Origin of the sequence: Paenibacillus sp. UASWS1643 (assembly GCF_008693195.1) — a bacterium.
In the GTDB taxonomy this organism is placed as follows: Bacteria; Bacillota; Bacilli; order Paenibacillales; family Paenibacillaceae; genus Paenibacillus; species Paenibacillus amylolyticus_B.
On record NZ_VXKZ01000115.1, the window covers coordinates 580,858 to 601,207 of the forward strand.

Sequence of the window (20,350 nt, forward strand, 5' to 3'; positions counted from 1 at the left end):
TGTGTTGTGAACATACTTATTATTGTAGGAAGCAGGAGTTACATTAGCCATATCGCAATCTTACAATCCATAGGGGAAATCATCTGTCATCTCAAAGTTATGAAAATAAGGCTGCGATATAATTCGCAGCCTTAAAGCTTACTTCAAAATTAAGTTATAGATGACCTGAGCCGCTTCTGCACGGGATGCGATCCCCTTAGGCACAAACTGTCCCTGTCTTTGGCCTTGAACCAGTCCTAGTCGGGCTGCATCCTTTACCGAAGCAGCTGCCCATGAAGAAACCTGGTTCATATCAGTAAACAAGATATCCCTAGAACCAACAGGCACGTTCCCAACATTCAGTTCATATGCCTTCATCAGCATCACCGTAATTTCCTCCCGGGTAATCTGTGAATCCGGCTGGAAACTGACTGCGCTTCGGCCCTTCACAATACCGGCTTGGGTCGCAATCGAGATAGGTTCCGCGTACCAGGCATCTGTCGCAACATCTGAAAATTGTATTTCTCCTGTTACGGTCAGCCCCAGAGAATGAACGAGCATGGTGGTGAATTCAGCGCGGGTGATTGCACGTCCTGGCTCAAATTGTTCCTCGTTTGTGCCATCTACAAACAGCTTAGCCGCTAACTCCTTGATGACAGAGCTAGCCCAATGATTGGCCGGAACGTCGGTAAAAGTCCGATCCAGTTCCAGCACGGCATACTTGCTAAAGTGGCTCACTTTAGTCGTTAATACACCATTCACGTAATCTGATTTCAGAAATTCCAAAGTCTCATTTTTGTTAATATAATATATTCCTCCCTGTGAAGGGTCGAAACCTTCTTCCGCTGCCAGACTCAGTGTAACCGGGTGATCAAACGCAGCGAGTGTTTCGGTTGTACCTGATTTAGTTGTTGCTGAAAGGCTAAATTCATAGATTTCTCCCTTAAGGGTAACCGTTGCCAGGGAAGATGATTCCACTGCGGCAACGACCTCCCTGGCCTTGCTGTCAAGCGAAACCATTTTCAGGGATATTGTACTTTCTTCCTGTTGCCCTGCCGGTAGCTTGCTCAATAGCTGCTGGAACAAACTTGCAGGGATTTGCAGGGTTAGCTTGCCTGATTTCACTTCCAGTGTACGGTTGCCGAGCTGGCGTAAGACAGCAGATGAAAGTTGTACTTCCTGAGTATCCGCTTTGATGTCTACAACGGCTTTCCCTGCTCCACTGTCCACTTTCAGCATATCCGTTGTGATGACCAGTGCTGCTGTATCGTTCCCTTCAGCAGCGGTGCTGCCGGAGTTTTCGCTAATATTATTGTTGTTATTGCCATTGTTGCCAGGAGTGCCCGGATTCCCTGGATTCCCTGGGTTATTTGGGTTGCCTGGATTTTCCGGGGTGACTGCTTTTTCGGTCAATTTAACCAACTTCGATTCAGCCGGCCCCAGCGAGATGGACCATGAACCCGTGGCTGACGAAGACTCACCTGTCCACAAGTCTTTTAAAGTATAGGTTTTGGAATCATTCAATCCGGCGCGGCCCAGATCGATCGTTTTGTTTGCTGAACTCTTGGCATTGTAATTAAATACGGCAAGGTAATAATCATTGCCGTCTTTCAGAACAAACGAATCTGCGGCATTTGCATTCGTATTTCCTTCAAGCGGCTTGAATACTTTGCCTTTCAGCGCCACCTGAAGAATATCCGTGTTATTGTACAATGATGTCATGTATTCCTGTGCCTTGGGATCGTTCACATCATCGGAATCCATCATCACCGTGCCGGCAATTACACCGGAATTCACCCGGCTGCGGGCTTCCTCCAAGCTTGAGGCACGGCTTAATGCCAAATGATCTGGGTCTGTATAAGAATAGATCGTTCCATTTTGCCAGAAACCATATGTCAATGAATTGAGCATGTACTCCGTCTCATTGATTTTGCCATAGGTATCACAAGAGATCCGTCTGCTATGCGCATATTGACTTGGAAAGATCGGTGCAATGGACGCACTAATAAACATTTTCCCATCCAATCGCTCTTCGACATAACGCATCCCTTCATTGTAAGCCTGGATCCCTGTCGTCACATTAGTGTCATAGTGTTGGCCTTCCAGCGAGCCATGGGTTAGGAAATCCAGTTTGATGAATGTGAAGCCAAGAGCTTTAAACTTATCCAGAAAATAATTCATGCGCATTTGACTCCCCGGATGTGTCACGTCCAGTGCATATGCTCCATCCAGTGTAGGCAGAGGTTTCCCTGCACTATCCTTGAGCACAATATCACCATACGTATATTGCCCATTGGTACCATCCACTTTTTGGCTCATATCATTGCCCCAATATACAAATGGTCCCCAATAGATGCCTGCATGCTGACCATTGTCCTTAATGACAGATACAGCTTGGGCAAGCTCAGTATTACTTAGATTATCCCAGTAGGAATCCATATTAATGAATACATTGCCGTTATTGTTGAACTTCTTAAGATTGTTCTTGAAATAATTGGATACATCCACTACATTCTGATACGAAAGCCCGCTATCATAAGCTCCCCAGCTATTCCAACCTACTGGAACACCTTGTGGCAGCTCCGGATTCAACGCCAGCGGAGGTGTGATAATCGCATTGGCTTTACCGTATTCTTCAAGCCCTGTGCGGTAGTCACTGAAACCACCTACCATAATCAGCGGTGAGGACAGTTCAGTACCGGACAGGCTGCCATGTGGCTGGGAATCGCGGGTAACGTCACTCGCTGCCCCGCCATACACAGTAAATTCATTCAGACGATTAGCTGAGCCTTTCCAGTCAATACCGGTCTTCCAGGTGTCATGGGTTACTGAACCGATCACCAGACCGTTACGTGTCGAGTTATTGAATACCGTTGTCATCTCGTAGCTGGTATCCGCCCGGTTCATCGTTTGAGATTTATAGCGAATCCATGCATCGTTGTCAAAAGGCACCGTAAGCACGCGGTTATCCGAGCTGACGCCGATATCCACACCACCCGTATTTTTCACGGTAATTGGTGACATGTAATTACTCTGGATCTCTGTATCACTGATGGCGTCCAGACGGTTGAGGAAATACGATTGATCTTCATAAAACCGATAGACCTGCTTCAGGGTTGGTTTGCCAGTCGAAGTATGAACAAAGTTGAACTCAACGCCTTTGCCGAATCCATCCTGAATCTCCACCGGTGCTCCACCGCTCGTATGACTCTCATACCCTTTGGTTTCCACAAGGCTCTCACCAAGTTTAATGCTGCTGAAAATCCCCCGCATCTTCTGCCCTTCTGCCCAGCTATAGCCGACGAATCCAGTCTGGGTATTATAAGACACTTCGTATTGTCCGTTCGATACCAAGAGACCATGAGTGTAATCAGTCACCGTAATATCCCCGTATCGTTGCGAGTCAACCGGTGTTCCCAGATCGTCATCTCCTTCACCTGGATTTTCGGGTTCTGTCTCTATCGCAGGCTCTACGATAATCCGGTCCAGATCGGGAGAATAACCATTGTTGTCTGAAAAGGTAATCGTATTCTCGCCTTCAGTTAATGGGAGTGTAAGATCATACGTACCTACCGTATCCCAATCCGGTGTTTTGGGCAGGTCGTGGAACTGCTCTTCCCCGTTATTTGCGCGGACATAGAAACTGCGCGGATCACCGGAAAAATAAGCGACCGTAACACGGTAATTACCTGTCATCGGGGCTATAATCTTATTGAATGTTAAGGAGCTCCCGCCATTCAGATATCCGACCTTTTTGCCACCTGATGCTGTGGGGCTGTCCGTTACACGCGCTTCACCAGTCAGCATATTGTCCGAATCTTCGGCTTCATAACTAATTGTATACGGAATCACTTCAATTCGGTCCAAATCAGGGGAGTACCAGTCATGATCTGAGAACGTGATGGTATTGACACCCTTATGAAGAGATACCTCCACATCATACATGCCAATCGTGTCCCAGTTTGCCGTTTTGGGCAGATCAATCATCTCGTCCGTGTCATTGTTCACCTGCATATAAACAGGTCGCTGATCACCGGAAATATAAGATATTCGGATCAAATATGTACCATCTGCCGGTACGTTGATATTCGTAAATTGCAGTGAACTGTTTTTGTTCAGATCGGTTACTTTCTTCCCACCCGAACTAATGCTGCTGTCTACCACCTTGGCATTGCCTTTCAAAATGTTGTCGGCCGCTTCTGCCTCAATAATTGCACCATGCAAATTTTTCTTCCAGTCGTCTCCGCCCCCTTCTCCCGGGTGGCCACTGTCCAAACCGCGGATCACAATCTTGTCGATGTCGGGAGAATACCAGTTGTTGTCATCAATCAGGATGGTGTTGGTTCCAGCGTTCAACGGAAGGGTCACATCATATGTTCCCACCGTATCCCAGTCGACTGTCTTGGACGGTTCTTCATATTGCTTCTCCCCGCCATTCGCACTAATATTGAATGGCCGCGAATCACCTGAAATGTAGTAAACGGAAATTTTATAATTTCCTGTTTCACTTACAGTGACATTGTTAAATTGCAAGGAACTGCCTTGGTACATGCCTCCGACCTTTTTGCCACCTGAAGCCGTCGGGCTATCAGAGATCATCGCGTTACCTAGCAAAGTATTCCCTTCCGCTTCGGCTTCATAGGTATTCATATCATCGGCGTGAGCTGTTCGGACGAACTGGCCCCCGCCAACTACTAGGCAAAATATGATAAAGAACACAAATCCTTTTTTCATCATCCGTCCCAACATAACATGCCTCCATTTTTTAATGATTGAGTTAGATCTCCCTATGTCTATTCCTGCAGTGGTTCACAGCCATTATTTGTAATCGCTTTCATAAAGGGCTGTCAAATCAAATCCCCTCTCTCCTCCTTCCTTTCCTATATGCATAATTGTAAAAAGGAGGAGGGGGATGTTCCATACCACAATGTTACTATTCATACAGGAAAGCCTCTTTCATTTGCCATATCAATACCATCATTACCTGACAGCCTCTATCGTCACATACTTTTCCTGTATTCGTTGGGTGTTACGCCCTGTGTCTTCAGGAATAAAGAAATAAAATAGGATGTACTCTCATAGCCCACGGTCTGCGCGATATCGTGAATCTTGAGCGAGCCGTCTGCCAGCAGTTCCCTGGCTTTATCCAATCTGATGCGTGTCAGATAATCGTGGATCGTCATCCCTGTTTTGTCCTTAAAAATGGATCTCAAATAGTTCGGTGATAAATAGACCTGATCAGACAGACTGTTGATGGTAATCGGCTGATTGTAATTCTGGTCGATGAGGGTGCGGACCTTGTGAATCAGTTTTGCATTTTTGTCCATAAACCGTTCACCCAGCATGCTCACCGCATCCTCCGCAGTACCGAGAATCAGATCCTCGATCTCATGCAGAGTCAGTGCATTATAGATGGAATGATACAGCTCAGCCCGCTTCGGAACAGGTTTATGAAGCTGCTCCAGCAATTCATTCACGAGATCTATCGACCAGTCACAGATGATTTTTTTCTTGACTCGCAGTGTTGCCAATCCCTCAATATACCCGTGCAGCCTCTGTGCCGCCCATTCAAAATCCAGTCCGTTAATGGAATCGAACCATTCCTTTTGATCAAAAGGGGGCATATGCTCTGTATAAAACTGATTCGAAACGGTCCCAGCATGAATAATTGTGCCTGTACCTTCATAGAAACGCTCATTCAAGATGGTTCGTGTCTCTTCGTACAGACAATGAATATGGGGTAACGTGGTCTCTTGTCCGCCTACAGCAGCCGTCACCGTAAAATCCAGGGAACTACGGATAGCCTCAGCCAAGTCTTCCCACGCATAATGTCCCGGCTGCTGTGCCGCTTCCATAAATACACCTGTCTCTCCTTCTTTGTAATCCACAAAGATTGCTTTCATGTTCTTCGCCTTGAAGAAATGGTCGAGAAAAGCCACCAGCCGACCTGTAGATTCCTCCAGACTTTGCAGTTCCTCTTCAGCCTCCTTGGGGTCGATACTGAACAAGGCCATTGCATATTGGGCGGTCTCCGGTTGTCGGGTTAGACGACTGTAACTACAAGCAAGATCATTAGCACGAGCCTCATTTTTTTCGTAAGATAACTCTTTCAGGATATTGGCTTTGGCCGCCTCCATGGAACGGTTCTTCATTGCAACCTCTTCACAACGCTGTTTAACTTTAGTGATAACGCTTTCAATTTCGTTTAAATCCAAAGGTTTTAACATATATCCCACGGCCCCTACGTTGATAGCCGATTTTACATATTGAAATTCATCGTGCCCGGTCAGAAACATCACCTGGATCGAGTCGTAGCTCTCATGTATCTTTCTCGCCAGGTCAATACCGTTCATGATCGGCATCTGAACATCGGTAAGAACGATATCAGGTTGGGTGGCCTCAATTTTCTCCAAGGCCTCCCTGCCGTTACTCGCCGTTCCCATGATATAGATACCCATCTCTTCCCAACGGATATAATCCCTCATCATCTCAAGTCCCAATTCTTCATCGTCTACCAAAAAAATACTGTACATCAATGTCCCCTCCCTTTGTATCTTTCTGTCTCTATTATATGTTTTTCCCTCCGTGGGACCATGGTCCATATAAATGAAAGTTATTTTCAAGTATAGATCGTTATTTTACCAACTGCAGCTCGCTATTGAAATAGTAACTTTCGCCTGCTTCGGCATGAAGGATCGTTCTTTGTTTGCCCCAATAAATGGTGAACGTTCCTGCAGAGAAAGTATGAATGTTCGTAGAAATTAACTGTCCGTACTCCCAGACGATGTCAACCTCGGCATTCCCTTTTGCTCTCAGCCCGGTTATCGAGCCTGTGCTCCATGCCTGTGGCAGCGCTGGGAGCAGATGAATCTCGCCCGCATAACTTTGCAGCAGCATCTCCGCTACGACAGCTGTACCGCCGAAATTTCCATCAACGACGAAAATATTACTCTCTGCTCCAGCAATTCCGGATTTGGAATAGGTGAACAGATTATCGAAGCACAGGCCGCCAATCAAATGTGAGAGGTGTTTATATGCCGTCTCCCCATCATGCAATCTCGCAAAACCCAGTCCAAACAAAGCAGCTGTAAATTCAACATCCTCCAGCTCTTCCTGGACCATGCGGTTCTCCAACGTTATCCGTACTGCCGCACTGAGTTCCGGTGTACGGTCAGGTGTAATCCGACTGTCCGGATACAGCGCATACATATGAGACAAATGCCGATGCTCCGGCTGCGCCTCCTCATAATCCTCAAGCCACTCCTGTAACTGCCCTTTTTTGCCGATCTGTAGAGGTGGAAGCTTGCCAATTGCTTCTTCCAGCTTGCGTCCGAGTTCTTCGTCTTTGTTCAAAAGTTCAACTGAATGAAGACAAAATTCAAAGAGCCTGCGCACCAGCATCTGGTCCATTGTCGTTCCCATGGACAGCTGTTGTGTCCCTTCTCTGGAATTACCGGGATAGAAATGGTTCTCCGGCGAATTGGAAGGACCCGTCACCAGCCAACCGTTCCGAGGATGCTCACACATGTAATCCAGATAGAAGGCCGCGGATTCTTTAAGTACAGGATAAGCCACATTCTCAAGGAAAACACGATCCTGACTGTACTCATAATGCTCAATCAGGTGTGCAGCCAGCCATGATCCGCCTGTAACGTTCAGCCCCCACGAGGTTTCCCATCCAGGCAGCGTAAAGCCCCATACATTGGAGAACACATGAGCGACCCATCCGTCGCATCCATATACGTTACGAGCTGTTTCTCTGCCCGCCAGTGCCAGATCTTCAACGTAGCGCAACAGTGGAAGATGGCTCTCTCCCAGATTCACAATCTCTGTGGGGTAATAATTCATCTGGGTATTCACGTCCAGGTGATAGTCACAACTCCAGCCCATCCGGCACGCTTCACCATCATTCCAGATTCCTTGGAGATGGAGCGGCAGCGGAGAGTTTTTGCGAGAACCCGCAATGGTCAGATACCGTCCATATTGAAAAAACAATGCGAACAGCTGCGGATCTTCATTCCCGTCATTCTGTTCCAACAAACGAATGCGTTGGTCTGTAGCCAGACCGGATTTCCCCTTGCTCCCCAATCGAATATCAACCTTGTTATATTGCTCGCCGTAATCGCGGATATGCTCCTCCCTGAGCAAGGCATACCCCTTGTCTAAAGCCTTCAACAGCGTAGACTCGCTCTCTGTTTTCCAATCCGAATTTGTACGACGATAATCTGTACTTACACTAAAATAAATCCAAGCCTCATCCGCTCCGGACACGGTCAATCGGTTTCCATCTGTCCTAGCGATGGTCCCCCCGGATACAACCAACTTCAACAGGCCCTTGGCCCATACGCCGCAAGTTCCATCACTATGTACATTTTCCGTTGCCTGTCCTTGGAATTCAAGCGTGTTGTCATCTAAGGCTGCAACCTTGAATGATTCCGTTCCCCCTTCCAAACCTAGCGTAAAGGATACGCCACCAGGAGCTTCGCTCCAAATTCGGGAGGCCACTATATCATCGGCGTGAGAAGCGTAAACTTCACGTCGAATCGTGGTATCGTCATCTTTCCAGAACGCCCCAGCCAGTGCATGAGTCAGATCCAGCTCACGTTGGAAGCTTCCAGCTTCATCAGAACCCCGATTCCTCTTCTCAAAATCAATAACAACTTCACATAATCCAAGATGAGTACCGAAATTACCCTTCTTTGGCTGCAAATGTTGTTTGGCAAGACGATCTCCTTCATCATAATCGCCGGAGAAGAAGTAGCTACGCATCTCTTCCAGTGCAGCCTTGCCTCCTTCAGAAGGCTGCTCTTGTTCAATCCGACCAGACCAGAAAGTAACCTCGCTCATACTCCATACCTCTCGATGCGATGACGCCATAACAACTACCCCTATTCTTCCATTTCCCAGCGGCAGGCCTTGAGACCAATTTGCAGCAGGCGTTGAATACCACATAGTAAAATCGTTCATATCATGTCCTCCAGTCCAATAATGATTATCTTTAGAAATAGACTCGTTCCCAAAATAGACAAACGCGCGATCTGTGAGATACAAAAGCGCGCGTTTGACTTTGTTTTTATTCTAAAACTGAATCACAGCTTTGAATTGTCACTTCGCCTCAGATCAGTTTTCCTTCACAGTCAATCTGAAGACTTTGGATTCCGCCGGTTCCAGTGAGACAGTAAGCCCTCCAGACGTTTCCCCTTGTGAGCCTTCCCACAGATCCTGCAGGCTGTATACAGCATTGGCCTTTAGTCCGGCCCGCTCCAGTGAGATAGATTTAACCGCAGCTTGTTCAGCATCAAAATTGAAGACGGCGAGATAGAAACTCTTCTCTTCCGGCGATTCCAGGACAAACACGTTAGAAGACAGCTTCCCATAATCACCTTCAACTGGACGGAAGGTTTTGCCCATACGAGCAACGCTCAAAATATCCTTGTTGCCAAGCCATTCTTTTGCTCGTTCGGCAGCTTCCTCTTTACGGAAGTCATCCCCGAGCAGGAGCACCGTACCGGTAATAACTGAAGCGGTTAGACGGCTGCGTCCTTCATGCCAGCCGGTAGCTTCCTGGTTGAAGCTTTTGTACAACACCGAATGATCAGGATCATTGAAGCGATAGAGCGTATTGCTCATCCACCAGCCGTGTGTCAATGAGTTCAGCAGGTATTCCGTATCCGCAAGTGTACCGAAGACATCACAGGAGATACGGCGGCTGTGGGCAAAAGCATAAGGAAATAATGGAGCGATGGACAAGTTAATGAAAAACGGTCGTCCGATTACGTCTGGGGAGAGCTTATGCTGCAAATAAGACATGCCATAGTGATAAGACGCGATTCCTGTTGTAATATCCGGGTTGTGGTGCTGCCCTTCCAGTGCGCCATGCGCCAAGAAATCCAATTTGATATATTCGAAACCTTCCGAGATGAATTTGTCCGTGAACCAGTCAATCCTTTGCAAGTTCCCAGGATGTGTCGGGTCTATAGCCAGACCACCGTCTACATCCTGTAGGATCTCGCCCTCACCGTCACGCAGCAGGATATCAGCATAGGTGTATTTGCCGTTACTTCCTTCGACCGTCTGACCGAACTGATCAGGCCCTCCCCAGAAGGCAAATGGGGTCCAGTACGTGCCCGCTTTATGTCCGTTTTGCCGTACCCGGTCCAACGCACTCTTCATTTCTTCCGGTGTAAAATTGTCCCAGAATGCATCAAAGTTAATATATAAAGTATCTTCATTCTGGAATCCTAGTGGTTGCACTTCTTTTTTCAGAAAATCACTGGTTGCTGTATACAGATCGTAGTCCAGATCACTCATGGCCGCGGACCAGCTGTTCCACCCGATCGGAACGCCGCCCTCCCAAGGTAATTGAGCCTCAATCCAGGTATTTGCCTGACCGTAGGCTTCAAGGCCTTCACGGTAGTCTTCATAGAACCCGATGAATACCAGGGGAGATTCCACTCTTTTTCCCTTCACATAGCCATGAGGCTGGGAATCGCGAGTCAGTTCACTCACGGCACCGCCGTACAGATCAAGCCCCTCGATTGATCCTCTTTTTTCGCTTTGCATACGAATCCCTGTTTTCCATACCTTATGCGTAAGGGAACCCATCACAATTCCCCGGCGGCTATCCGGCGCGAACAAGGCTGTCGCCTCGTAACTCTCCACATCAATCGGCGGCTTGACCACCGTATATCTCACCCATTTGTCGTTGTCAAACGGTACACGCAGAATGCTCGGTTCATCCTGGCCGGATTTGCCGCCGAGGGATATGGTTTTGGATTGGATGACAGCCATGTGATTCGCCTTAATCTCTTCATCACCGACTATAGCGGTCTGCACCAGTACAAACGGTGAGGATTCATACATATAGAAATGCTGCTCCAGTTGCGGCAGCAACGAGGTTTTATGCAGAACAACCAAGTGGATACCTTTTCCAAAACCTTCTCGAACAATATCTTCCTGTGCCGTCAGCTCGTGGACCTGATAATGATCCGTACCGTACTCCCGACCCTGCCAGCGAAAAGCACTACGAATGCCCTTCACGTAGGAAGAATGATTGCCGATGCATGACACTTCACCATTTTCAAGATTTATCTCCAGGCTTACGTGCCCATTTGTAACGCTTACAAGATTATCATCCTGTTGCTGCACTTGTACGGCTGTATCGCTAGTTAGCATTACGGTGCCTCCTTATTGTTGCATGCTGTGCCCTGAGCGGAGCTGGTTAAGGTCTCTCCTGCCCAAGTCTGCCCTCATTATAAAGACCAAATAGAGCAATTTCCATGCAACAATCTTCCGATCCATAACGTGATTTAACTCAACTCAAGCGTTATCACAATTGATCTTCACCTCTAAGCACACAGTCCCCGGCAGAGGCAACGAAGTTGCGGTCGATCTGAAATGAAATTAGATTTAAGTTACAATTTAATTAATAGTCTTTATACCTTGAAACTGCTTGTATGCCCAAGCTGCATAGGAAGGATGTGTCTGGAGTAATTCTTCATGTTTTCCAACCCCTGTAACTTGTCCGTAATCAAATACAATAATTTGAGCCGCATGAACAACTGTCGATAATCTATGTGCGATTACAATGGTTGTACGATCCTGCATCAAATGATGCAAGGCCTTTTGAACCTCATGTTCTGAGTTACTGTCCAAGCTAGCGGTTGCTTCATCCAACAGCAAGATATCCGGATTTCGCAACAAAGCACGAGCAATAGCTATACGCTGGCGTTGTCCGCCCGATAGCTGGATTCCTCTCTCCCCTACCTCTGTTTCATATTTTTTTGGTAAGGCATCAATGAAATCATGGGCATATGCAAGTCGTGCTACGTTAATCATCTCCAGTTCACTCACTTCGTCTTCCCTACCATAGATTATATTTTCTCGAATTGTACCTGATATAAGAGAGCTTTCTTGAGACACATAACCGATTTTTCTGCGCCAATCATGAAGAGAAAATGATTTAATTGGTTTACCCCCCCAATATATGTTTCCATTTTCCGGATCATAAAATCTCTCAATAAGCGAAAAAATGGTTGTTTTTCCACTTCCGCTAGGACCCACTATAGCAGTTACTTTACGATCTGGTATAGTAAACGTAGCATTCAACAGAACTTGTTTATCACTTTCATAACCAAAACAAACCTCGCCAAACTCTAAGATGTTATTCTTGTCCGGCATGACATAGTTTGTGTTATCATCTTCGAGGGGCTGTTCCAAGATAAGCCTTAACCTCTCTGTTGACCCCATTACTTTTTTTAAATTCGAAAAAAAAGATCCAAACTGTTCAAAAGGAATCATAATTTGAAACAACAGTAAAATATATGCCACAAGTTTTCCTGCAGTAAGAGCACCAGAGGAAACACGCACCCCACCATAACCAATGATTACAACCAGAAGGACAATCATAATCAACGTCATCAAAGGCATCAGTACTGCATTAATTCGAGCTTCTTTCATTTCTGCCTGATATAAATCATCCATGTTAACTTCGCCGTTTCTCAATTCTTTTCGTTCAGAGTTAGAGGCCTTAACCAGTCTCATTTCCCCAATTATTTGCGAAAGTGTCGAGGATAGAGCCGCCAAATGTTCCTGTAGACGTACGGATATTGCATACATCTTATCCCCCATTGGCATCATTACAGCTAAACTAATCGGTAATACCAACATAATGATTAACGTCATTTGCCAATCCAAATAAAACAGCATGGCCAATGCACCAAAAACTGTAATTAAATTGGAAATAAAATTGATTAAGTGATCGGTAATGAGTGATTTAATCTCATTTGTATCGTTTGAAACGCGACTCATGAGATCCGCAGAGCGGTAGCGATCAAAAAAACGCATCGGTAGATAAAGCATCTTTTCCCAGAGCTGTTTACGCACTTGATTAACCATTCTATTGCCGACATAAGCTAACAGATAATATGAGAATCCACTTGATACGGCTTGCAAGATAAAGATAAGCACAAGCTGTATAATCATCGTGGCATTTATTAATTCCAAACGAAATTGATCAATCATATTTCCGGTAACAATTGGAACAATTAATCCTGCTAAAGAACTGACAATACTTAGAATAAGGGCAATGCATAGGACCACCTTGGGAACTCCTGTAGAGAATAAAAGCTTCGTTAAATAACGTAGGCCGGTTTTATTTAAAGGTTTGTCACAATCTCGATTATTTATATATCCATCTTGAATATTCATGATTACTCCTTATTATATTTTCTTGAATTTTATACTTGATACCATTAAATAGGAAAAGGCAAGCAATGTAATTACGGATATAAGTGTTAAACTATCTGTACTTGGTGCAATCACCGAGTATGTGGAGAGAACAAAACCTGCCACGGTTATTGGAATTCCGCGAAAGGTACCCTCAAATTTTCTTATATTAAATAGCGCCAGTCTGTAGGAGCTGCTGACGATATATAACAATAGAGCAACGATACCAAGCATCCTCATCATGCCAAGATCATCAAAATTGAATTTAAAATAAATAAGTAAAGCAGGAGCAATACCAAAGGAAACCAAATCGGCCAAGGAATCCAATTCTTTTCCGAATTCACTGCAAACATCTAATCGTCTAGCGATTATCCCATCGTATCTATCTATACATGCTGAAATAATGATATACATTGCACTTGCGAAGTAATTCTGATTAATTACCTCAACAATTGAAAGTACCCCAAATGACAAATTTATAAAGGTAAGCAGATTGGGAATATTCTTTATAAACATAGATTCTCCTCACTAAAGATGAAATTATTACTTTTGTTAAAAATTGATAATCTTGTCGAATCTTTTTTGTTGGATACCCCCTACCTTCCTTCCCTCTCTCCATTGCTTATGCTTAATAAGCTTATGGGAATTTTCTTAAGATACGGGCTTCATAATTCTTAAGAATTCTTAAGTCGCTGATTAATGGATAGCCGTGATGCGTAATAAAAGTGAGATATCCACTTTTATGTTAATAAATGCGGACTTAAACAGATAAAACTTTTAAACAACAAATGTTCATGCCCTAGTTCAGCAAAGGAGCCAAGTTCTTATCCTCAGTTGGGATAAGAACTTGGCTCCTTTAAACAAATATTTACGCTGACTCAATTATTCTTCAAAAACATGAAGTTCATAGGTTTGTTCGATATGACGAACTCCCCAATTATTGTTCTCTAGTTCTATGGTTTTGACAAACCCTGCTTTCGTATACATAGCTATGGCTGTCTTCTGATTCTCCGTCGTTTCGAGAAAGACGTTTCGGAATCCTTTTTCTCGGCAGTATGCGATAGCATCTTGAATGAGCTTGTTCCCGATCCCCATCCCCCTATAGTCTGGATGCAGAATAAACCAACGAATTTGGGCTCTCTCGCCCGGATGGCCAATAACCGCGATACTGCCGACAATTTTATGATCCAATTCTGCCAACCAGAAGCGGTCCTTGTCCGGGCTGTAGGTTGGCAGCAAATCATAAAACGTTTTGCAGACATATGCTTCAAATTCGTGGTTATAGCCGCATTCCTTGGCATAGACCCAGCCGTGCAGTTGAATCAGTGCTCCGACGTCTCCAGGGTTCAGCTCGGTCCGGATATGTATTCTCCGTTCTGCCGATTCGTTAGACAACTCCCTCTCAATGACCGTCATGCTTCTGGCAATGCTTCGCTGGCTCTGATCGGGCAATTCGAGAATCATGCTGCGTATCTGTTCGTCAGATAACTCGTCCATCCTGGCTAATGTTTCTTTTCCGAGTTCTGACAGATACAGCAGAGACGATCGTCCATCTTCTTTGGATTGTACGCGGTAGGTTAACCCTAATTTTTCAAACCGTTTCAAAATTCGGCTTAAATACCCCGGATCAAGACGAAGTTGCTCGATGAGCATACTAGCTGTACAGTGCTCGGAATGGCCGATTTCATAGAGAACCCGTGCTTCAGATAGAGAAAAGTCACTGTTGAGCAAGTGTTTATCTAGCAGGCCAAGTACCTTTGTATAGAATCTGTTGAATTTGCGGATGATGGGAATGATCGATGTTTGTGAATTCATGGTAGCCTCCTATATGTACCGAACATATTAATTGACTAAGTCAACTATACGAATTATATCCAATTTAATAGACTTAGTCAACTAAATTGGGTTTGCTTAGAAGCCCCAGTGTTAGAAGATTCATGGTTTCAAACTTACAAAAATAGCAAACTGGATGAATCCATTAATGGAGGGTCACAAAAAACGAAATATTCTCGAGTGTTCTCTTGGCGAAAAACCAGCCTTTAGCGTTTCAATTATTCAAAAAAAAGACCCATCGCCCTTACTTAGTTAATCAACTAATCGGCAATGGGAACATATTCATGTTTCTTGAAGAAATATAAAGGAGCTCATCTTTAACGATGCTTTGCACGCTATGGCCTATGATGTTTCGGTAACAGCTAAAGATTCAATAAATGTTTAGTGCAATTATACAGCGAACAGTTCCATCGCGATTGCCCCGTATTCAACAGGGTAACCGATGTATTGAATAAACTTTCTGTCATATCGATATGGGGTATGAGTCTCTTCAGAGTCATTCCAAGGAATGCACCGTGACTCACAATTAATATATTCTGGTCTGGGTGTCTGAATGATATGTCGGTAAGGCACTGTTTTCCTCTTTTTACAATCTCATCGTTTGATTCGATACCGAGATCTAGTCTGAACCATCCATATCCCCACCGTTTGACGCGCTCTTGTTCTGTCGTTCCTTCTATAAGTCCACAGTTCATTTCTCTTAAGCGCAGGTCCGTTCTCACTTCGATATTCTTGATCTTACCGATGATTTCCGCTGTTTCAAGTGCTCTGGACAAATCACTGGAATAAATATAATCCCACCGTTCCATGCCAATTCTTTTGGACAATAGTTCAGCTTGTTTTCGACCTCTCTCATTGAGCGGAATATCGGAATGGCCTTGTGTTCGATATTCATCGTTCCAATCTGTGACTCCGTGTCGTATCAATCCTAGCGTAGTCATATGTATCCCTCTTTTCCTACGTATTAATGTGAGTCGCTTTAATGAATTAAGTTTATCAAGTTTCCTACCAAGCTTGAAAATATGCGAAAAAAGCCGCATAATTGCGGCTCAATCGAATTATACTATATTCCTCTCCATTTGTTGCATTAGCTTTCTTAATATCAAACGTTCTTCCTCAGAAATGGAGTGAAGCAATTTCTCTTGTTGCTCCCACCATTTTTTATTAACTGGTTTTTCTAATATTTTTCCATTTTCGGTCAGATAAATACGCATGACTCGTGCATCTTGTGTATCACGTTTGCGATATATAAATCCGTTTTGCTCCAGTGATTTAACCATATTTGTTACTGTTGGAGGCTCACATTTCAAGTGTTCACATAGTTGCATCTGTGTTACCCCGTCTTCCATCCATAGACGATGCAGCAAATTATCTTGCCCTACATAAAGATTAAGTTCCCTTAGTGATTCACTATAATTTCGACGCATCTGGGAGGAAATCCGATCTAAGGACTGTCGGATGTCACAGTCTACTGCATCTGTCATGTATTATCCCTCCCTTTAAGCGATTAATATTTAGTAAACTAAATGTATCACGACGTTATTTTAGGAGTCAATTGACTTTCAAGGTAGACTCATCTCGGTCCAAATACATCAATTTTAGTAAATCTCTCTCTTGTATGTGATCAGAGTTATTGATTTAGGAATTATACAATTCTCTATTTAGACTGAAGATTTCTTTATGCGAATATCCACCAGATTGTTTTGTGACCCAGACACTTTCAACCATCCCGTTCTCGATCTCATCAATTTTCCCTCCCATTTGAGGATAATAATTGGAAGTGTCGACTACAATAATTTCATCCGCCGCTTGTTTCAACTACACTACGAATACTAGGCAGTGCATATAGAGGAATAGATAGGATAAGGACATCAATATTTGAAATTACATCTTCTACCTTCACAGGAGTTGCATTAAGTGGTTTACCTTCGAGACGTTCTATACCACGAGCATCTGCAATTTTCACATCATGATTATTATTTAGCAACTTTTTCGAAAGATAATGCAATGGGTCCTGCTCCAATGATTCCGAATCTCATTTTGTTCACTCCTATTTAATATTTAAATAATGCTGTCATTTTCCCTGATACATGTAATTTTGATACTCAGAAGGGTTTTCGTGAACATTAATCCTGTCCCTGGACATTTTTCATACCTATAAAATAAAAAAGCCGCTTCATAGCGACTTAGAATGGAACAATGTTCTTGTCCCTGGAGTTTAGTTTCACATATCAGTGCTGCCGCATATCTTGTGTCCTTCAGTTCAGTGCAACAGAACAAATATCTAAAGTGCCTCCCTTATTCCTGTGTAGTTTATAACACTAGCGAGATGTAATCATCTCTTCAGCTATTTTGAACAGATCTTCCTTACTTAGATTGCTGTCCGCATTATTGGATATTTCATATAACAAATGATTGTGATCGTCCCTCCATCCAATTCGATGGAAAGTACCGGAATTAGTTTCTCTATCTCTGGTATCGGATTGAATATAATATACCTCATTACCTCGAATATTCAGCTTCTCGGATTTAGCTTGATCGTTCTGGAATATGGTCACTTTGGAGTCAGGGAATATTTTTGTTGCCGTTACAGTTACAATGTTCTTCCCATTAACATAGCGTGCTAAAGAGAAGTCGGCCTTGTTCCAGTTCAGTTTTTTAATATACAGCCTTTGCCCATCCGAAGAAGATTCAGCTTGTTTTTTCAGGTCGTCTGTTAACTTCAGGTAAGCAGGATCTGCGAGATGATTTGTATACAGATCGGCAGGATAAACGTATCCGTAATCAAACTGGTAACCTTGAGGAAGATGCGTTATTGAATTTAAAACGGGAGCCTGCGTCCGCTTAATTTCAGCTTGTAAACTGCTAAAATTAGAATATTCGATCCATTTATATTCAAATTTTACGGGATTTGATTTATCTGCGTTATTAATTAACTCATCTTTGACATAATAGGCAACATAATCTCCAGGTTGCAACTGTTCTTTAATCTGATTTGTGTAAAATTCCAGTCTGTTCGTGTAAGTTGTAATAAAGTCAGTCGGTTCTTTGGCGGCGGCAGTATTCAATACCACCTCGCCTTTATGGTTGAGAAATTCAATATATTGTGAGGCCGCATACCCTGTGACTGAGACTCCAAGAACGAACATTGCGGTTAGCCCGGGAACCACGACTCTTTGACGAACCTTTGCTCTGGCATCCAAGCCTCGCTTGTGAACTGCCAGGTTATGGACCCGAGCCATGACTTTGTCAGTGACATCAAAATTCTGAAACTCCTCTTCGATCAAAAGATCCATTTCTTTCAGATTTTCGTTTTGAGAAGTACGTTGTAATTTTGGCATAGTTCTTCCTCCTTTGGGCTCATCCATTTTTTGAGTTTGATTTTGGTTCTGCCAAACTTTTTCTTGACGGCGTCGGGACTTTTATTCAGAATTTCAGCTATTTCTGCAAACGATTTTTCTTCAAAAACGCGTAGAATCAGTAGATTCCGTTCAGCTACATTTAGTTTTGCAAGCGCGCGGCTTAGTGGTTCGTTAAAGAGTTGGCTATCCAGCATTTCTGCAGGACTAATGGCAGATTGATCTTGAGCCATTAGTCTGAGTTTCCATTTCTGTTGCATTTTTTTTCGACGGATTATGTTTATGCAGTGATGATAGGCCATTTTGTAGAGCCAGGCGGAGAAATTCACCTCAGGCTTATAGAGATTTATTTTCTCATAGGCTTTAACCAGAACGTCCTGAACAGCATCCTCGGCTTCCTGTTTGTTTGATATAAGTCTCCAGCAATACATAAATATCTGTTTTTGGTATTTTTGAACGATATAAACGTAATCCTGAATTTCGCCCGCTTGTACTCTTTTAATTCTGTATTCAGTTTCCTCATCCATGTTTCTTTAAGGCACCTCCCAGGTATTCGTGATGATGTTTATATATGTATAACAAACGTGGTAGTTCTAAAGGGACATTTTTTAGAAAAGTCTCTAGATTGTTGTTCAACCATACTCTATACCAATCAAAACCCCAACACTGTAAGAGCAAATTCAACATCTAATCTTTCAATAATAAATAATACATCCTTCGATCCCTGTGGTGAAATTCTTCTCGGCCAATCAGTAATCAGGCTATGTTCTTGTCCCTCGATTCTTCAACCTGTATTTTTAATCCCCCATATGATTGTTATTAATTAGGTTTGAACTTAAAAATTTGGAGGCGTCGACATGGTGCTAAAATATGAACTTGCAAGTATATACCGATCGGTTTATAATGATACAAATGGTATAGAAAGTGAGGCGATCCATGAACAAGACCCATTCATATTTCTGAGCCAAATAGCTTCTGTATAAACAAAAAAATATACTAACTAATGGAGGTATTTTCCATGTCTAAAGTAAATGTAGGCTCTGAGAATGAACAACCAATTGAACTGTATTATGAAGATCACGGTGCGGGAAAACCAATTATTCTGATTCATGGCTGGCCTTTGAGTGGACGATCCTGGGAGAAGCAAGTTCCTGCCTTGATTGAAGCGGGTTACCGTGTTATCACATATGACCGTCGTGGATTTGGTCAGTCTTCCCAACCTTGGGATGGTTATGACTATGATACTTTCGCTTCAGATTTGCATAAATTGATTCTGCACCTTGATCTGCGCGATGCCACATTAGTCGGATTCTCCATGGGTGGCGGCGAAGTTGCACGTTATGTGGGAACCTACGGAACAGAGCGCGTTTCTAAAGCTGTATTTGCGGGAGCGGTTCCTCCCTATCTCTATATAACCGAAGACAACCCTCAAGGAGGATTGGATGATGCAACGATTGCAGAATTCCAAAACGGGGTAAAAGCGGATCGTTTAGCTTTCCTGGATGGTTTCACAAACAACTTTTTCGCTGCTGGAGACCGTACAGACCTCGTGAGCGAACCGTTCCGTATCTATAACCGTGATATTGCAGCTCTGGCTTCACCAAAAGGCACATTGGATTGTATTGCTGCCTTTGCCCTTACTGATTTCCGTCAGGATCTGGAGAAGTTCAACATTCCAACACTGGTTATCCATGGCGATTCAGATGCCATCGTGCCTTTGGAGGTGAGCGGACAACGTACCCATGAATCCATCCCTGGCAGCCGTCTGGTCGTTGTCGAAGGTGGACCACACGGATTTAATGCGACCCATTCTGAACAATTTAATGCAGCATTGATCGAATTTTTGCAAGGTTAAATTTAATTCGACTGATGATTTTAGCCAAAAGAATAAAATGAGAGAAGAAGTAGAACGTCTCCTATAGAGGAGACGTCCTGCTCTTTCATTATTTCAT

The 20,350-nt window shown here is 43.8% G+C and carries 12 protein-coding genes and 1 pseudogene; 1 reads left to right on the forward strand and 12 read right to left on the reverse strand.

All coding sequences use genetic code 11. The features are described from left to right. Positions 1-138: 138 nt before the first annotated feature. The 12 genes and pseudogenes from FE296_RS27060 to FE296_RS27115 form a co-directional block, all read right to left on the reverse strand. Positions 139-4,728: an S-layer homology domain-containing protein gene (locus FE296_RS27060; RefSeq protein WP_150367045.1), complete on the reverse strand. Its 4,590-nt coding sequence runs from the start codon at positions 4,726-4,728 to the stop codon at positions 139-141. A gap of 251 nt (positions 4,729-4,979) precedes the next feature. Further along, on the reverse strand, positions 4,980-6,512 hold the full coding sequence (locus FE296_RS27065; protein ID WP_150367046.1) for a response regulator: 1,533 nt from the start codon (positions 6,510-6,512) through the stop codon (positions 4,980-4,982). Between the two features lie 100 nt (positions 6,513-6,612). Next, complete coding sequence (locus tag FE296_RS27070; protein WP_150367047.1) at positions 6,613-8,946, reverse strand: glycoside hydrolase family 95 protein; 2,334 nt, start codon at positions 8,944-8,946, stop codon at positions 6,613-6,615. Positions 8,947-9,099: 153 nt separating this feature from the next. Continuing rightward, positions 9,100-11,154, reverse strand: coding sequence for an alpha-galactosidase (locus FE296_RS27075; protein ID WP_150367048.1), 2,055 nt, complete (start codon positions 11,152-11,154; stop codon positions 9,100-9,102). 246 nt (positions 11,155-11,400) lie between these two features. After that, positions 11,401-13,188: an ABC transporter ATP-binding protein gene (locus tag FE296_RS27080; protein WP_150367049.1), complete on the reverse strand. Its 1,788-nt coding sequence runs from the start codon at positions 13,186-13,188 to the stop codon at positions 11,401-11,403. Positions 13,189-13,200: 12 nt separating this feature from the next. Further along, a complete protein-coding gene (gene pssA / locus FE296_RS27085; RefSeq protein ID WP_124114960.1) occupies positions 13,201-13,722 on the reverse strand; it encodes a CDP-diacylglycerol--serine O-phosphatidyltransferase in 522 nt (173 codons plus the stop codon). Between the two features lie 366 nt (positions 13,723-14,088). Then, on the reverse strand, positions 14,089-15,021 hold the full coding sequence (locus FE296_RS27090) for a bifunctional helix-turn-helix transcriptional regulator/GNAT family N-acetyltransferase (RefSeq protein ID WP_124114959.1): 933 nt from the start codon (positions 15,019-15,021) through the stop codon (positions 14,089-14,091). 380 nt (positions 15,022-15,401) lie between these two features. After that, a complete protein-coding gene (locus FE296_RS27095) occupies positions 15,402-15,980 on the reverse strand; it encodes a histidine phosphatase family protein (protein WP_150367050.1) in 579 nt (192 codons plus the stop codon). 117 nt (positions 15,981-16,097) lie between these two features. Continuing rightward, positions 16,098-16,523 (reverse strand): MarR family winged helix-turn-helix transcriptional regulator, encoded by a 426-nt coding sequence (locus FE296_RS27100; protein WP_150367051.1) that lies wholly within the window; start codon positions 16,521-16,523, stop codon positions 16,098-16,100. 208 nt (positions 16,524-16,731) lie between these two features. After that, positions 16,732-17,078, reverse strand: a pseudogene (locus FE296_RS27105) (NAD(P)-binding domain-containing protein); the annotation flags it as partial. Between the two features lie 282 nt (positions 17,079-17,360). Beyond that, a complete protein-coding gene (locus FE296_RS27110) occupies positions 17,361-18,380 on the reverse strand; it encodes a DUF4367 domain-containing protein (protein ID WP_190945585.1) in 1,020 nt (339 codons plus the stop codon). Beyond that, a complete protein-coding gene (locus tag FE296_RS27115) occupies positions 18,341-18,925 on the reverse strand; it encodes an RNA polymerase sigma factor (RefSeq protein ID WP_124114955.1) in 585 nt (194 codons plus the stop codon). Before FE296_RS27115 ends, FE296_RS27110 begins: the two co-directional genes overlap by 40 nt. Before the next feature lie 491 nt (positions 18,926-19,416). Between FE296_RS27115 and FE296_RS27120 the strand changes: the two genes are divergently transcribed. Continuing rightward, positions 19,417-20,253, forward strand: a complete 837-nt coding sequence (locus tag FE296_RS27120) for an alpha/beta fold hydrolase (protein WP_124114954.1) — start codon at positions 19,417-19,419, stop codon at positions 20,251-20,253. The last annotated feature ends 97 nt before the right edge of the window (positions 20,254-20,350 follow it).

What these genes read in the sequence shown, in the direction of transcription:
- FE296_RS27060 (WP_150367045.1), bottom strand. Translation starts at nt 4,728, where the DNA reads ATGTTGGGACGGATGATGAAAAAAGGATTTGTGTTCTTTATCATATTT.
- FE296_RS27065 (WP_150367046.1), bottom strand. Translation starts at nt 6,512, where the DNA reads ATGTACAGTATTTTTTTGGTAGACGATGAAGAATTGGGACTTGAGATG.
- FE296_RS27070 (WP_150367047.1), bottom strand. Translation starts at nt 8,946, where the DNA reads ATGAACGATTTTACTATGTGGTATTCAACGCCTGCTGCAAATTGGTCT.
- FE296_RS27075 (WP_150367048.1), bottom strand. Translation starts at nt 11,154, where the DNA reads ATGCTAACTAGCGATACAGCCGTACAAGTGCAGCAACAGGATGATAAT.
- FE296_RS27080 (WP_150367049.1), bottom strand. Translation starts at nt 13,188, where the DNA reads ATGAATATTCAAGATGGATATATAAATAATCGAGATTGTGACAAACCT.
- pssA (WP_124114960.1), bottom strand. Translation starts at nt 13,722, where the DNA reads ATGTTTATAAAGAATATTCCCAATCTGCTTACCTTTATAAATTTGTCA.
- FE296_RS27090 (WP_124114959.1), bottom strand. Translation starts at nt 15,021, where the DNA reads ATGAATTCACAAACATCGATCATTCCCATCATCCGCAAATTCAACAGA.
- FE296_RS27095 (WP_150367050.1), bottom strand. Translation starts at nt 15,980, where the DNA reads ATGACTACGCTAGGATTGATACGACACGGAGTCACAGATTGGAACGAT.
- FE296_RS27100 (WP_150367051.1), bottom strand. Translation starts at nt 16,523, where the DNA reads ATGACAGATGCAGTAGACTGTGACATCCGACAGTCCTTAGATCGGATT.
- FE296_RS27110 (WP_190945585.1), bottom strand. Translation starts at nt 18,380, where the DNA reads ATGCCAAAATTACAACGTACTTCTCAAAACGAAAATCTGAAAGAAATG.
- FE296_RS27115 (WP_124114955.1), bottom strand. Translation starts at nt 18,925, where the DNA reads ATGGATGAGGAAACTGAATACAGAATTAAAAGAGTACAAGCGGGCGAA.
- FE296_RS27120 (WP_124114954.1), top strand. Translation starts at nt 19,417, where the DNA reads ATGTCTAAAGTAAATGTAGGCTCTGAGAATGAACAACCAATTGAACTG.